The organism is Spirosoma sordidisoli (genome assembly GCF_004138325.1).
Classification (GTDB): domain Bacteria; phylum Bacteroidota; class Bacteroidia; order Cytophagales; family Spirosomataceae; genus Spirosoma; species Spirosoma sordidisoli.
In genome coordinates this window covers 250,565-265,329 of sequence record NZ_SBLB01000008.1, presented here as the reverse complement: position 1 = coordinate 265,329, position 14,765 = coordinate 250,565, and the positions used below count along the sequence as shown (strand labels likewise).

The window sequence follows — 14,765 nt, the reverse complement described above, 5'->3', positions numbered from 1 at the left end:
GTGGTCCGTGTCCCCACGGACCACCCATGCGTCAGCAGAAAAATTATTCAGTCGGAGCTAAGACAGTTTGTTTACATGGGTTTGTTGCTGACGCATAGGAGACGCAAATGGTTGCGTCTCTACGGAGTCCACGCGCAACAGCCAAAATCATACGGACAGCGGTAGCTGCTGCATTTTACAGGGCGATTTGCCAGACGCCGTAGACGCTGACGGCCAGAATGGACAGGATGCTGAGCCAGAGCCAGATGTCGTAGGCCACGGACGGCTTGAGTGAGGGTGGTAGCTGGCGATACCGGAACTGGAGCGCGCCCCAGACCACCACCAGCAGCAGCACCGAGGTAGCCGCTCCGCCCAGCAATATCATCTGTACCGGTAGTTCGATAAACAGAAACAGCAGACACCAGATGGCCGGAAACGCCCATGACAAGGTCGCCAGTGCTTTCTGCCGGGCCGTCACATCGTGAAAGTTCAGCCAGCCCAACTGTCCGAACGCATCCGCAAAAATCCGCGACCAGCTCGCCGTGGCGGTGAATAAGGTAGAATACAGCACGAAAAACGCGCCAATCATAAACGCCACCCTGGCCCCCGGCCCCAGCGAAACCGTGAACAGCCGGGAGAGCGTTTCGACCATGGCGTACCCCTCCGGAATAGATCCTTCTTCGTGCAGCAGCGAAGCCCCGAGCAGGTAGAACGCAGCCGTTACGGTGGTGTATACGACCATTGAACAGAGCGCATCCAGGGTCATGACCCGAATCCAGCCCCGGGCGCGCTCGGTCCAGGCGGGCGATTCTTCGTACGGACCCACGTAGGCCGCGTAGCCTTTCTCGATACACCAGTAGGTGTAATACATGATCTCGTCGCCACCGACACCAGTAATGCCAAAGGCGGCTATGGCCACCCCCACCGTAGCGGGCGGCAGCGAGAACGTCAGTCCGTCGGCCAGCTCGGCTCCGCTGATGGCATAATCGGTACGTTGCAGCAGAAACAGCGAGAGCAGAATCAGTGCCGTAAAGAGAATGATCATCAGCAGGGAACCGCGCTCGACCCAGCCGTACTGACCTCCGTAGATCAGCAGACCCGCCGAGGCCGCTGACAGAACGGCCCATATACTGACCGGAACCGCCGGAAAGGCCATGTTTAGCACCAGCGCCACGCCCCCCACAATACCACCGACCTGCAACACCTTCAGCGTTTGTAAACTAAGCCAGAGCCAGATTGTCCAGTGCCCCCGGCCCAGTCGGAGACCCGGCAGCCGGTTGAGCGATTGCATGCTGGGCAGGCCGCTGTAGATGGCATTTTTGCCAAACTCAAGCTGGAGGGCCACCTTTACAAAACAGCTGACCAGAATAACCCAGAAGGTGATGAAACCCGCTTTGGCGCCCAGCGCCGTGGTCGCGATCAACTCCCCCGACCCCACAATGGCGGCCGACAGAATAAAGCCGGGGCCGAGGTGCCGTAACTGGTCGCGCAGGGCCGTTGGCGCTGGTTTTATACGATCGGTAGTCAGTACGTACAGATCGGCTGGGGGCCGGGTATCCGGTGGGGCTGGAGTCATGGAGACAGCGTTTAGCGAACTCTTAGATGCATAAAGACCAGTCCGTAATTTTCATACGCAGTAGGCTTCGGTTTCCGGCTACTTTTGCGCCGGTATCCCGGCCTGTTTGTTTCGTTTCCCGCCATGACCATCGCCCCGCTTGACCTGATTTTACTGCTCGGCTCCGGACAGGGGTTTATCCTGGCCATCCTGCTCTGGACAAACCGGAAAGGCAATCGCCTGTCGAACCGGTTGCTGGCGGTGCTGATCGGTTTGCTGGCGCTGATGAGCCTGGCGGTTGGCATACCGGTCGTTAACCGATGGATGAGCCTGGCGCTCGATCTGCTGCCCCTGGTTATAGCGATGCCGCTGGGACCACTCATCTTTTTTTATACCCGCTCCGTTCTCGACCCCGCCTTTCGGCTCGGACCGGCTGAACGACCGCATTTTTACCCGGTTATTATCGATCTCGGCTCCCAACTGATGGGCTGGGTCTTTGTGTTGGGAGCCATCGTCGGCTTGTTTAGCCCGAAGGATGGACCGGCCTGGGGTGACGTGATGGATGAGTATGAGGCCTACGCCGACATTCCGCGCTGGATTTCGCTGACGGTTTATCTGGTCCTGACCCGCCGACTGCTGGCCCGGCAACCATCGGCCGCTGAGCTGTCGGAAGCAGGCCGGCAACGCCGGCGGTGGCTTCGGCAGTTTGTCCACGCGTTTCTGATTTTTCAGGCTATCTGGCTCGCATTCATGGTCCCCTATATCGTTCCTGGCTTACGGGCGCCCCTGCTGGATCGCCTTGGGTGGTACCCAATCTATATTCCTATTGCGGTGCTGATTTACTGGCTCGGGCTGCGGGGCTATCTGCAAAGTCGGGTCGAGGTGGCCGATCCTGCCGGTCGTAAGGTCGTCGGTACAAACCTGCCCGCCGAAGCGGTGGCGTCGGTGGTGAACGGACTGACGCGGGCTATGGAGACCGAACGGCTTTTTCTGGACCCGCTGCTGTCGGTCGATAAGCTGGGTAAGCATCTGCAACTGTCGCCCAAGCTGATCTCTGCCGTGCTGAACCAGCACCTGCTGACCAACTTTAACAGCTACGTAAACCGGTATCGGATCGAAGCCGTAAAACAACGACTGAGCGATCCGGCCAGTGACTACCTGACCCTGACCGGTATTGCTCTCGAATGCGGCTTCAACTCCCAGGCCACCTTTCAGCGGACGTTTCGGCAACTGACGGGCCTGTCGCCAAAGGAATACCTCAGCCAGACGGGCAAAACAGCGCTCAAATCCGGATTTGAGTAGACAGAACCGGCCATTGTGGCGTGTTTTGGCCTAAAAACAAGCTATGAAAGCCCTCGCCTGTCTGTTATTGCTGCTGCTGTCTGTTGACGGATATACCCAGACCGATACGCTACGAAACCGGATGCTGTCGCCCGCCGACCTGCAGGCCGATTTTCGGTATTTCCGCCAGCTGCTCGAAGAAACGCACCCGGGCCTGTACCGCTATACGTCCAAGCCGGTCATGCAGGCCCGACTGGACAGCATAGCCGGGTCGTTGAACCAGCCCCTGTCGGTGTTCGGTTTTTACCAGATCATTTCGGGACTTATAGCCGACATTCGATGCGCGCACACCCATGCGCTGCCCAGCCAGGCATGGCAAACGCTGTTTGCCCAGCGCTGGAAGACCCTGCCGTTTTTCATGTTTCCCATCGACGGTAAATCGTATGTGCTCTTCAACGGCACGGCCGATCAGCGCATCCGGCCCGGTTTCGAACTGCTCAGCATCAACGGACGATCTATTCGGGAGATTCAGCAGATCATGTACCGCTACCACTGGAGCGATGGCTACATCCAGACCTCGAAAGACGCTTCGCTGCAGGGGCAGCTGTTTGCCTTATTTTACTACTGGTTCATTGGCCAGCCCGACACGTATGCGCTTACGTTCAGAAGCCTGACCGGCGATACAATACGGGTTGAGGTCCCCGCCGAACCCTTTGTAACATCGCTGAAGATGATGAAGAAAAACCCCGTCAACAAACAGATGATGGCTTGGTATAACCGCCGGAAACCCAAAACGCCCTGGCGGATTTCGTTTCCGGACGATGTGCCACAAACCGCTTACTTACGCATCGATAGTTTTGGTGGCGGGAAGGATAGTGACGAGGCCGCGGCCCGGTTCCGCGCGTTTATGGACAAAAGTCTGGCGACTATGAAGACGAAAAACGTTCGGCACCTTATTGTCGATCTGCGCAGCAACCCGGGCGGCTGGGATGTGCAGGGCGTTGAGCTGTTTACCTATCTGGCCAAAGCCGATACGGCGGTTCGCTACTACTACCGTCATCATACCATTACCGACAGCTCCTCGTTTCTGCGCTTTTCGGATATACCGGCCGACGTGCTGAAATCCATCAAACAACAGCTGATTCCTGAAAAAGACGGTACGTTTACCGAGGTCGCCGATGACGACAGCTGGGAGCTACGGCCGCAACTGCCCAAACCGAACCGGTTCGGCGGGCAGGTCTATATCCTGATGGATGGCCGGAGCGGGTCGACTACGGCCGAGTTCCTGGCGGTGGCGCATGCACACAGGATAGGAACGTTCATCGGCACGGAGTCGGGCGGTGCTTACGAAGGCGGGAACGGCGGTAGTTTCATCAATCTGGCCCTGCCCAGGTCTCGCATTCAGGTGACCACACCGCTGGTCTATTATACCAACGGAGTAGGAAAACCCGATCAGCCAGGGCGCGGCACCCTGCCCGATTATAGCCTGCCGCTACAGATCGATAATGTGCTCAACCATACCGACAGTCAGCTGGACTTAGCGAAAAAGCTGATTCGGGAGCAGAGCCCGGGCACGGCTGGCCACACCAGCAAGTAAGCCACTGGTCCTGCCCGAAACACTGTTCTGCCTGGGCGGTTAGGGAGACATGGCCCACTACCAACCCATTCATGACTGGACGGCTGTTACGCCCGCCGAAGCCGTTGCCCTACAGCAGCAGTTGCGTTCGCAAATTCGGATTCAGCCGCTGACCGAGCCGGTACGGACCATTGCGGGCTGCGACATATCGTTCAATAAGTACGAAGAAACGGTTTACGCGGGCATCGTCGTGCTGGACCTGGAGACACTCGACACCATCGAAGAAGCGGGGGTAGTCAGCACGGCTACGTTTCCGTATGTGCCGGGCTTGCTGTCGTTCCGCGAGATACCCTCCTTGCTGGAAGCCTGGCAGAAACTAACCATCGAACCCGACGTCGTCATGTTCGACGGGCAGGGTATTGCGCACCCCCGCCGGATCGGGATTGCGTCGCACGGGGGCCTGTTTCTGAACCGACCTACGTTCGGTTGTGCCAAGTCGGTACTGGTCGGTAAATACGAAGAGCCCGCGCCGGAACGGGGAAGCTGGTCGCCGATGACGCACTACCGCGACGTGATCGGCGCGGCCCTGCGCACCAAAAACAAAGTCAATCCCGTTTACGTCTCACCCGGTCATCTGATCGATCTGGAAACGGCCGTCGCGCTGACACTCGCCTGCGACAAAGGCTACCGGATTCCTGAACCGACTCGCCGGGCGCACAACCTGGTCAACGCCCTCCGGCGCGGTGAGCGGCCGGCGAGTTAGTAGCTGGTATGTTCGTCCAGCTTCACCTTGCCCCGGAATGTCCAGAACATAAATACCGTATACGTGGCGACGAGTGGCATACCGATGGCCGCGAAGAGCAACATGGTCCGCAGTGATCCGTCGGACGAAGCCGCTTCGTAGATGCTGATGTGGCCGTTCGGGTCCACGTTCGACAGGACCAGGTTCGGATACAGGCCCATCGCAAACAGAATCAGCAGCAGTGCCGTCGTAACCGCCGACGAGATGAACCCCCGCCGATACTGCCGTTTTTCGATACTTCGCCGAATGTTCAGCACGATCAGCACGGCCGCAATGGGCAGGATGAACAGCTGCGGATAAGCCTTGAAAATAGCCGTCATGTGGGGTACGTAGATGAGCGTAGCCAACGAGGTAGCCATGAAACAGAGGATGAAAAACTTGCTGGTGTTGTTGGCAATGATGGTCAGTTTGGCATACAGCCGGTCTTCGGTCTTCATGATGAGGTACATGGCGCCGTGCATCATAAACAGCGACAGGACCGTTATCGAAATCAGCCCGGCATAAGGGTTGAAAAAATCGCTGAGCCGCCCCACAAACTCGTGCCTGGCGTTCAGCGGCAGTCCCTGAATCAGGTTGCCCAGAATCAGGCCCAGCAGCAGCGAAATGGTAATGCTCGACACCGAATAGCTGATATCCCACATCGTTCGCCACCAGCGCATCTCTTCCTTGCTCCGAAACTCGATCGAAATAGCCCGGAAAATAATGGCGAACAAAAACAGCATGAACGGCAGATAAAACACCGACAAAATGGTGCCGTAAACCAGCGGAAAAGCCGCGAACAGCGCCCCGGCTCCGATAACGAGCCATACTTCGTTGCCGTCCCAAACCGGCCCGATGGCATTCAGCGCAATGCGTCGGCTCTGTTCTTTCCGGAAAAACAAATGCAGCGCGCCAGCCCCCAGATCGAAGCCATCCAGAATACCATAACCGCTGATGAGCGCGCCGATCAGTAAGAACCACCAGGTAGGTAAGTCAAGTCCGAGTACAGTGTCCATAATGAGGAATAGTTTGTTGAGTGATTTTTTATATTGAGTGATTCGTGGTTGAGTGCATTAGTCATTTTAGCTTTTCATTCAATCACAAATCACTCAATCGCTCAATAGGCTCAATCACTCAATGTAAAATGGGATTCATGCGGGAGGAGGAGTCGAGACCGGGTTCTTGCGATGTGGTCTGGATATCGGGGCCATGCTGTATTTTTTTGTTCAGCAGGTACAGGAACAGGGCAAACAGCATCATGTATACCAGCGTAAACAGGATCAGCGAGGTCAGCACGTGCTCGGCCCGCACCGCCTGCGAGAGCGCATCCGAGGTGCGCAGCAGGCCATAGACCACCCAGGGCTGCCGACCTACCTCTGCCGTATACCAGCCAACCTGATTGGCAATCTGCGGGAGGAGTACGGCGCCCACGAACACCCCCATCAGCCAGCGTGTCTGAAACAACCGCTTCCTGTACAGCATGACCAGCGAAAACAGGGTTAGCCCGATGAGCGTCATGCCGATACCGACCATGAGGTGGTAGGTCTGGAAAACAAAGTTGACGGCCGTGGGGCGGTTTTCGGGTTTGATGCTGTTCAGGCCGGGAATAGGCTTCTTAAAATCCTGATGAACCAGAAACGATAAACCGCCCGGTATTTTCAGACCCGTTGTTGTCTGCGTTTTGGCATCAACCCAGCCAACCAGATACATATCGGCGGGGGCGGAGGCCTCAAAGTGCCCTTCCATAGCGGCCAGCTTGGCAGGCTGGTATTTTGTAACGACTTCGGCCGACTGATGGCCCGTAAACAGCTGACCCAGGGCCGAGATGGCGGCTACCCACAGGCCAATCCGAAAGGCCGCCTGGGCGTGAACCACGTGTTTTTGCTTCAGGATGTACCAGGCGCTGACGCTCAGTACCAGAAACGACCCCGCCAGCAGGGCACCGATCAGTACGTGCGAATAGCGCTCAACCGACGAGGGATTAAAGACCATGGCCCAGAAATCGGTCACGATAGCGCGGGCCTGCATCCCGGTTCCTTCTATGCGGTAGCCGGCGGGCGTTTGCTGCCACGAGTTGGCGATCACGATCCAGAGGGCCGAGAAGATAGACCCCAGCGCCACCAGCACCGTAGCCAGAAAATGAACCGGCGGACTGACCCGGTTCCAGCCAAAGACCAGAATGCCCAGGAAGGCCGACTCCATGGCAAAGGCAAAGATGCCTTCAGCCGCCAGGGCCGACCCGAAAATGTCGCCCACGTAGCGGGAGTAGGTTGCCCAGTTGGTGCCAAATTCAAACTCCATCACGATACCGGTAGCCACACCGATGCCGAAGATGAGCGCGAAAATCCTGATCCAGAAGCGGGTCAGTTCTTCGTAAACCTTGTTTTTGGTGCGCAGATACTGGCCTTCCATGATGACCAGACAGACGCCCAGCCCGATGCTCAGGGGTGGGTAGATGTAATGAAAAGCAATGGTGAAGGCAAACTGAATCCGGGAGAGCAGTTCCACATTATCCATACCCTTAGTGATAGCCGGGAAGACAAAAGCCGGGGCTGCGCACGGGGGAGGAGAGGTGCGCATTCGGCGCAAAAACTATCGCCCGAAAGGTACAATCGGAACCAATACGACGGACGTATTTTTTCGACTTTCTACCCGCCAACGCCAATTCGTATGGTTTGTTGTTATGTAGAGACGCAACCGCGACGGCGGCCCGGCCTTTGCGTCTCATGCGCGTCAGCAACAATCCCTCCCGGAATGACCGGATCGTTAAATAAAATAAGACTTCAGTACAAACGCGTTGCCCGTTTTAAACTTTGCCGTACTTTTGTTCGATCAAAAACCGTATGCATGCATACTAATTTGTTGACCTACCTATGGCAGATGCATTCATTTACGACGCCGTCAGAACGCCCCGGGGCCGGGGCAAAAACGACGGGTCGCTGCACGATGTGCAACCTATACAACTCCTGACCAGCATACTTCGCGAACTCCGCGACCGCAACCAACTCGATACGGCTCTGGTAGACGATGTCATCATGGGCTGCGTAACCCCCATCGGTGAGCAGGGCGCCGACATTGCCCGAACGGCGGCCCTCGAAGCCGGTTATGCCGAAACCGTGGCGGGTGTTCAGCTCAACCGCTTCTGTTCGTCGGGGCTCGAAGCCATCAACATGGCCGGTGCCTACGTGATGTCGGGGCAGGTCGATGCCATCGTAGCGGGTGGTGTCGAGTCGATGTCGCGGGTGCCGATGGGGTCCGATGGGGGCGCTATCTTCATGAACCCGCAGATTGTGGCCCGCCATAGAATTGTACCGCAGGGTATTTCGGCCGATCTGATCGCAACGAAGCACGGCTACAGCCGCAGCGACGTTGACGCCTTTGCGGCCGAATCGTACCGGCGGGCGGTCGATGCGCAGGCGGCCAATCGATTCCATAAAACGCTGGTGCCGCTGAAAGACGAAATAGGGCTTACCGTGCTCGATCGTGATGAGGGCGTTCGGCCCGGTACGACCGTCGAGAGCCTCGGCAAGCTGAAACCCGCCTTCGAGATGATGGGGCAGATGGGGCTGGATGCCCTCGCGCTGCTGAAATACGCGCAGTTCGATAAAATCAACCACGTTCACCACGCGGGTAATTCATCGCAGATTGTTGACGGGGCGGCTGCGGTCCTGATCGGGAGCCAGGCCTTTGGCGAACAATCGGGCCTGAAACCCCGCGCCCGGATCAAAGCGTTCGCCATTGTCGGTTCGGAGCCGACCATCATGCTAACGGGACCAATTCCGGCTACGCACAAGGTGCTGAAGCGGGCGGGCATGAGCATCAAAGACATCGATCTGTTCGAGGTAAACGAAGCCTTCGCGGCTGTGCCGATGCTGTTTATGGATGAGTTTGGCGTTGACCACAGCCAGCTGAACGTAAACGGTGGGTCCATTGCGCTGGGGCATCCGCTGGGCGCTACGGGGGCCATTATTTCGGCTACGCTCATCGATGAGCTGGAGCGTTCGGACAAGCAGTTTGGTTTGTCGACGCTCTGTATCGGGGGCGGCATGGGCATCGCCACCATTTTTGAACGCGTCAACTAAGCCAGTTCAGCCACAGAGCGGATAAGCCGGATACCTTCGGCCTGGCATGCGGTTTCAAAGTCGGCGTCGTAGCTCGCAATCTGCTTGATGTTATTGAGTTGGCAAGTCGCCAGAATCAGCGCGTCGTTGGGCAGTAGATTGTATTGCATCATTAAACGAATATGGATGGCCACAATTCGCTCATCCGTCTCAAGCCAGGTTAGTTTGGTCAGCAGGTTGACCGGATTATATTGTTGTAATACGGTCGGAATTTTGCCATCCCGCTTTAGGGTAACCGGCGCTTTTTGGCCACCAACCGCTAGCCAATAGTAGCTGAATTCACTTAACGTAATCTGACTAATGCATAACTCATACGAGCTATTCTGTAAACCAATAAAGAGTTCAGGTTGCGTTTTTTTAGCCCATTCGACTAAAACAGAGCTGTCTAGAAAGATTTTATTGCTCATAGACATTTAGCGCGTTCCAGTCAAAATCCGGATTAGGATCAGGTAAACAGTCAAATAGTTGCTGCGCGGTTTCTACCAGCGATACACGATCATCGTCATGTATAGGCCGAAACTCAATGATGATCGCTTCATCGCGCATTTCGTCGGGCACGGTAAAGGTAATCTGGCCGTTCTGCGGCTTCTGAATGAGTCGAATGGCTCGCATAGTTCGCGTCTTTTCTTATAAAATTACAAAAAGAACGTTTGTATGATTCAGTACACCGTTGACAATAATATAGCCATCATCTCATGGGCCATGACCTCGGCCCCGATGAATGTTCTTAACGATGAGTCGATTCCTGCCTTCGAAGCGGCTCTTCGGCAGGCGTATACCGACGAGGCCGTAAAAGGCGTAATCATTACCTCGGCCAAACCTGAGTTTGTGGCCGGTGCCGACCTGAAAATGATCCTGCGTAACAACGATAAAGACCCGGCCGAGATGCTGAAGGTATCGTCGGAGCTGAACCGGGTATTTCGGTCTATCGAAACAAGCGGGAAACCCACCGTGGCGGCTATAAACGGCACGGCGCTGGGGGGCGGTTACGAAATCTGTCTGGCCTGCCATCATCGGATAGCCCTGAAAAATCCGAAAACACTCATCGGTCTGGTCGAGGTGACCATCGGCTTGCTGCCGGGCGCGGGCGGAACCCAGCGGCTGCCGCGGATGATCGGTATTCAGGCCGCTCTGCCGCTGATTCTGGAAGGCAGGAAAGTAGGTGTCGAGGAAGCCAAAAAGCTGGGCATGATCGACGACATAGCCGATACGCCGGAGCAGCTGCTGGATAAAGCCCGCGCCTGGATTATGGCCAATGAGAAACCGCTGAAACCGTGGGACGAGATAGACCGTAAAACCGGCCAGATTGTGGGTAAAGACAATTTCAAGGTACCCGGCGGTAACGTGCAGAGTCCGGTGGGCGCGCAGACGTTTGCCGCCGGCACGGCCATGCTGATGGATAAAACCAAAGGCAATTACCCCGCTCCGCTCGAAATCATGTCGTGCGTGTACGAGGGCCTGCAGGTAAACATTGACCGGGCGCTGGTCATCGAAGCCCGCCATTTTGTGAAAGTGGCGACCTCCAAAGTAGCAAAGAGTCTGATCCAGACCATGTTCCTGGGGATGAACGAAGCGAACAAAGGAGCCAGCCGACCCAAAGACCAGCCCAAGACCGAGGTGAAAAAAGTAGGCATTCTGGGCGCGGGGATGATGGGCGCCGGTATCGCTTACGTGTCGGCACAGGCGGGTATCGAGGTCGTGCTGAAAGACGTCTCGGTCGAAGCCGCCGAACGCGGCAAAGACTACTCCCGCGGACTGCTTCGGAAGGGGGTAGAGCGCGGCAAGGTTGACCCGCTGAAGGTAGATGGCATCCTGAACCTGATCAAACCCACCGCCGACTATGCCGATATGCAGGGCTGCGACCTCATCATCGAGGCTGTTTTCGAGAATCGCGATCTGAAAGCGCAGGTAACCCGCGAAGCCGAACCGATGCTGGCAGCGAACGGCGTATTTGGCTCGAACACATCCACATTACCCATCAGCGGACTGGCGGAGGCTTCGGCCCGACCTGAGAACTTCATCGGTATTCACTTCTTCTCGCCCGTCGATAAAATGATGCTGGTGGAGATCATCGTGGGTAAACAAACGTCCGACTACGCGCTGGCGGCAGCGATGGACTATACCCGTAAGATCCGTAAAACACCCATCGTGGTCAACGACTCGCGCGGATTTTACACCTCCCGTTGCTTCGGTACCTATACCTCGGAGGGCATGGAGCTGCTGAAAGACGGGGTTAGCCCGGTGCTGATCGAAAATGCCGGAAAAATGGCCGGTATGCCGGTTGGTCCGCTGGCGGTTCACGATGAAGTAGCGCTCGACCTGAGCCTGAAAGTAATGACCGAGTCGATCAGGGCCGGGGCCATGCGGGCCGATGAGCCTACCTATCAGATGGTCAAAACATTCAACGAGCTGGGGCGTATCGGTAAGAAAGCCAAAGCCGGGTTCTACGACTATCCGGAAGGCGGCACCAAACAGCTCTGGCCGGGACTGGCCGATCTGTACCCGGTAGCCGATCAGCAGCCCAGCCTCGACGAGGTCAAAACACGGCTGCTGTACCGGCAGGCCATTGAAGCCGTACGCTGCTACGAAGAAGGCGTTGTACGTACCAGACTCGACGGCGATCTGGGGTCTATTCTGGCGTGGGGATTCCCGGCTTATACGGGTGGAGCCCTTTCTTTCGTCGACTTTGTCGGGGCCGATACCTTCGTCGAAACCCTCGACCGGCTTGCCGATCAGTACGGCGACCGGTTTCGGCCGACCGAAAAACTGCGCGAGCGGGCGAGCCAGCCACAACTGGCCTGAGTAAGCCTGCCCCATAGCTGCAACCGCCCGGTACGAGTCGTTTCGTACCGGGCGGTTGTGGTTTATGCGCAGTGTACCCGGTCAGTTGGTCCGGGAGAGGTTAACCGTTGTCGGAATAACATTAAGCCGGGCGCCGGTCTGAAAATTGAGATTCCCCTGCAGCAGCAACGAACGGGCTGACCCGGTATAATCGACCGGGATCGTGACCCGATGGCCGGTCCGAATCGTCACTGGCGTAACGGCCGATGGAACCTGGTTGCACGACCAGACCGACGGGTCAGACCAGTTGCCGCTCCGGACCGTAACCATGTCGGGCAACACGACCAGCGTGGTTGTACGGCTCACGCGACACCCCCCCGTGGTGGTGCAGGTGGCCGTATAGCTTGTTGTCTGGGTTGGGTTCACGACCAGCGTATTGCCCGATCCGCTCGGAAGCCAGCTTACCGTACCTGTGCAGTTTGTCACGCTCAGGGTGGTGCTCTGCAAACAGCTGGCTGTCGAGGCCGACAGGTTGATGGTTGGGGGCGGGGCACAGTCCGGCTCGATATAAACCAGGTAATCTTCGGTTTCGCCGTAGGAGAGGGTGTTGCAGGGATCAGTAATGGGCGAGAAGTATTGGTTTCGGATGCGCATGCGTCGGGTAACGCCACCGGTAGCTGTACCGGGAATGACGAAAGATGCCGAAACCGGAGCTATAAATTGCTGACTGGTAGCGTATACCAGCTCACTGGTCTCGAAGTCGTAATTCTCGTTGAAGTCGATCCAGATCGTTAGGTGCTGCGGATTGAAGTAGTTGATGAAGTCAACGATAAAGGTGTTGGCGGTTGTTTTGGATACTCTGCCGGGCGTGCCCGGGTAGAACGTAAAATAGCTGGGCGAACAGCCCGTGTTGACAGAAAGTGCCGTGTTGTTGACTACTACCTGCTTAATACCGATGCTAAACGGGCAACCATCGTTACTGTACATCGGTGCGCAGTAGATTGCCTGTCCGGAGCTGAAGGTAGCCTCGGCAGAGTAAGCGCCGGAGCACTCGCCGGTTACCCGCCATACGTAGGTTGTGTTCGGTTGCAGATCGGTCAGGGTTCGGCGCGGACCCGTAAATGGCCCAACGGTTGTCCAGGTGCTGCTGGATACGGGGCGATATTGCACCAGGAAGCTGGTACTGCCCGAATTGGACACCCAGTAAACGGTAGCGCCTGTAGCGCTAATATTTCTGGTCGCCAGACTAACGGGCGGATCGGCCGCCGACGGAACACAGCTGCTGGTCGTAACCCGGCTGCGCATCAGGTTTCCCGGTAGCTGGCCGAAGCCGTTGGCCAGGTTTATCCCATAGCCGGTATTATGACAGTAGCTCATGATCGTGCCACCGTTGGTCGGAGCCGGTCCCGGCGGACAGCTGCCCTCGGTAGTGTAACAATTATCGATGGCGCCACCGGGCCAGGTGCAGCTCTGGGTGTGGGGGGAGCCGAAATTATGCCCCAGCTCGTGCGCAACGACCATGACTTCCCACGAGTAGTTGGGGAACTCCGGATAGGTCGTCGACAGGTTGGCGCTGACGCCGTACTTGAAAAACGGATTGCATAACACGTCCAGATAGGCCTGTCCGCCCCCCAGGCCACGGGTCGACAGCAGATGCGACAGCTGGGAGGTGATGCCAGGTGGCGGGTTACTGTTCTGGTAGTTTCTGAACGCATCCAGCGCATCGCCGGTGGAGGTAGCCGACGCGTACGGATCAGATGAGGTCCAGACCTTGATACCCGAAATCCGGATGGCAATGTTTTCCCGATTGTAGATAGTAGCTACCTGGTTGAACAGGTTCATGATAAAGCTGGTCGTGGCGGTTACGCTCGATCCGCTGCTGAGGTAAGTCTGGTAGTCGGCTTCCAGATAGATGCCAACTACTTTACAACTGATCGCTTCCGGCGCGATCGGCGACTGATTCAGTACCGGACTCGTAGGGCTGGTGTTGTCTGTCAGGCAGGTGAAGGGCTGCTTTTTGCTGATTGTATTGTCGGCGTAGAACAGGTAATTGCCGGGGCTCCGGGCCAGTCGGCTGATGGATCGGGTGCCGGTTTCGTCGGCTACGAAACCGTTGAGTTCGCCATCCACGATGCTGATGGATACCAGGGAGGCTGGCTTGTTTCTTATGAAGCCCTGGTAAAACAGGCCCGGATTTATGGGACTTTCGAGGGTACGGTTGCCGTTGCCGATCAGTATTTTGCCGGACGGTGAAAAGAGGTCGATGGGGACCAGTTCGAGCTCAATCGCGGTAGGTCCGTTTGGGATAGTAAATTCCAGCAGGTCCGGACGTTCTTGTGTAATCTGGTCGAGTACGTTCGGGTCTATACGAAGGGTTACGGGTTTTTGGTCGGGCTGAAATACCCCCGCGTTATAAGACACGGTACTGGTCGGGCTGAAGAGCGGGTAAGCCTGCGCTTTCGATGCCTGCCGGGCCTGGTTAACCTGTTGCTGTAGGGGAACAGGTGTCTGTTGTTGCGCTACCACAGCCGGGAAGCGCACCATCAAAGCAAGTACAAAGAGGAAGTACGACCGGAGATTCATCAACAGGACGCGGTGGATATTTTGTCGCAAGTTTATGCGCAAATCCATCATGAGCCTATCAAGGATAGGTAACAAAGGCTAGTGTTTAGTAAACGGTGCTTTACATTT

At 56.6% G+C, this 14,765-nt stretch carries 11 protein-coding genes; 5 read left to right on the top strand and 6 right to left on the bottom strand.

The annotated features are described in order from the left end of the window. Positions 1-175 precede the first annotated feature (175 nt). Positions 176-1,555, bottom strand: coding sequence for an Nramp family divalent metal transporter (locus EQG79_RS25320; protein ID WP_170315667.1), 1,380 nt, complete (start codon positions 1,553-1,555; stop codon positions 176-178). 84 nt (positions 1,556-1,639) lie between these two features. On the opposite strand from EQG79_RS25320, the gene EQG79_RS25315 reads away from it, so the two are divergent. The 3 genes from EQG79_RS25315 to nfi are packed head-to-tail and all read left to right on the top strand — an operon-like array spanning position 1,640 to position 5,154. Then, positions 1,640-2,836, top strand: a complete 1,197-nt coding sequence (locus EQG79_RS25315; RefSeq protein ID WP_317126271.1) for a helix-turn-helix transcriptional regulator — start codon at positions 1,640-1,642, stop codon at positions 2,834-2,836. 43 nt (positions 2,837-2,879) lie between these two features. After that, positions 2,880-4,412, top strand: a complete 1,533-nt coding sequence (locus EQG79_RS25310; RefSeq protein ID WP_129605360.1) for a S41 family peptidase — start codon at positions 2,880-2,882, stop codon at positions 4,410-4,412. Between the two features lie 49 nt (positions 4,413-4,461). Next, a complete protein-coding gene (gene nfi, locus EQG79_RS25305; protein WP_129605358.1) occupies positions 4,462-5,154 on the top strand; it encodes a deoxyribonuclease V in 693 nt (230 codons plus the stop codon). Here nfi and cydB read toward each other — a convergent pair. Together cydB and EQG79_RS25295 are read right to left on the bottom strand one after the other, a co-directional pair. After that, complete coding sequence (gene cydB, locus EQG79_RS25300) at positions 5,151-6,188, bottom strand: cytochrome d ubiquinol oxidase subunit II (protein ID WP_077923666.1); 1,038 nt, start codon at positions 6,186-6,188, stop codon at positions 5,151-5,153. The two genes, nfi and cydB, sit on opposite strands and share 4 nt — an antisense overlap. A gap of 118 nt (positions 6,189-6,306) precedes the next feature. Further along, positions 6,307-7,689: a cytochrome ubiquinol oxidase subunit I gene (locus tag EQG79_RS25295; protein WP_129605356.1), complete on the bottom strand. Its 1,383-nt coding sequence runs from the start codon at positions 7,687-7,689 to the stop codon at positions 6,307-6,309. A 356-nt stretch (positions 7,690-8,045) separates the two neighbouring features. Here EQG79_RS25295 and EQG79_RS25290 point away from each other — a divergent pair, with 356 nt between their 5' ends. Then, positions 8,046-9,254, top strand: a complete 1,209-nt coding sequence (locus EQG79_RS25290; protein ID WP_129605354.1) for an acetyl-CoA C-acetyltransferase — start codon at positions 8,046-8,048, stop codon at positions 9,252-9,254. Here the strand turns inward: EQG79_RS25290 and EQG79_RS25285 are convergent. Both EQG79_RS25285 and EQG79_RS25280 read right to left on the bottom strand, forming a co-directional pair. Beyond that, a complete protein-coding gene (locus EQG79_RS25285; protein ID WP_129605352.1) occupies positions 9,251-9,700 on the bottom strand; it encodes a type II toxin-antitoxin system VapC family toxin in 450 nt (149 codons plus the stop codon). The genes EQG79_RS25290 and EQG79_RS25285 overlap by 4 nt on opposite strands. After that, on the bottom strand, positions 9,690-9,905 hold the full coding sequence (locus EQG79_RS25280; protein ID WP_129605350.1) for a hypothetical protein: 216 nt from the start codon (positions 9,903-9,905) through the stop codon (positions 9,690-9,692). The genes EQG79_RS25285 and EQG79_RS25280 overlap by 11 nt, the downstream gene beginning before the upstream one ends. A gap of 42 nt (positions 9,906-9,947) precedes the next feature. On the opposite strand from EQG79_RS25280, the gene EQG79_RS25275 reads away from it, so the two are divergent. After that, on the top strand, positions 9,948-12,095 hold the full coding sequence (locus tag EQG79_RS25275; protein WP_129605348.1) for a 3-hydroxyacyl-CoA dehydrogenase NAD-binding domain-containing protein: 2,148 nt from the start codon (positions 9,948-9,950) through the stop codon (positions 12,093-12,095). 81 nt (positions 12,096-12,176) lie between these two features. On the opposite strand, the gene EQG79_RS25270 is transcribed toward EQG79_RS25275, so the two are convergent. Then, positions 12,177-14,657, bottom strand: a complete 2,481-nt coding sequence (locus EQG79_RS25270; protein WP_165358953.1) for a M12 family metallo-peptidase — start codon at positions 14,655-14,657, stop codon at positions 12,177-12,179. Positions 14,658-14,765 lie beyond the last annotated feature (108 nt).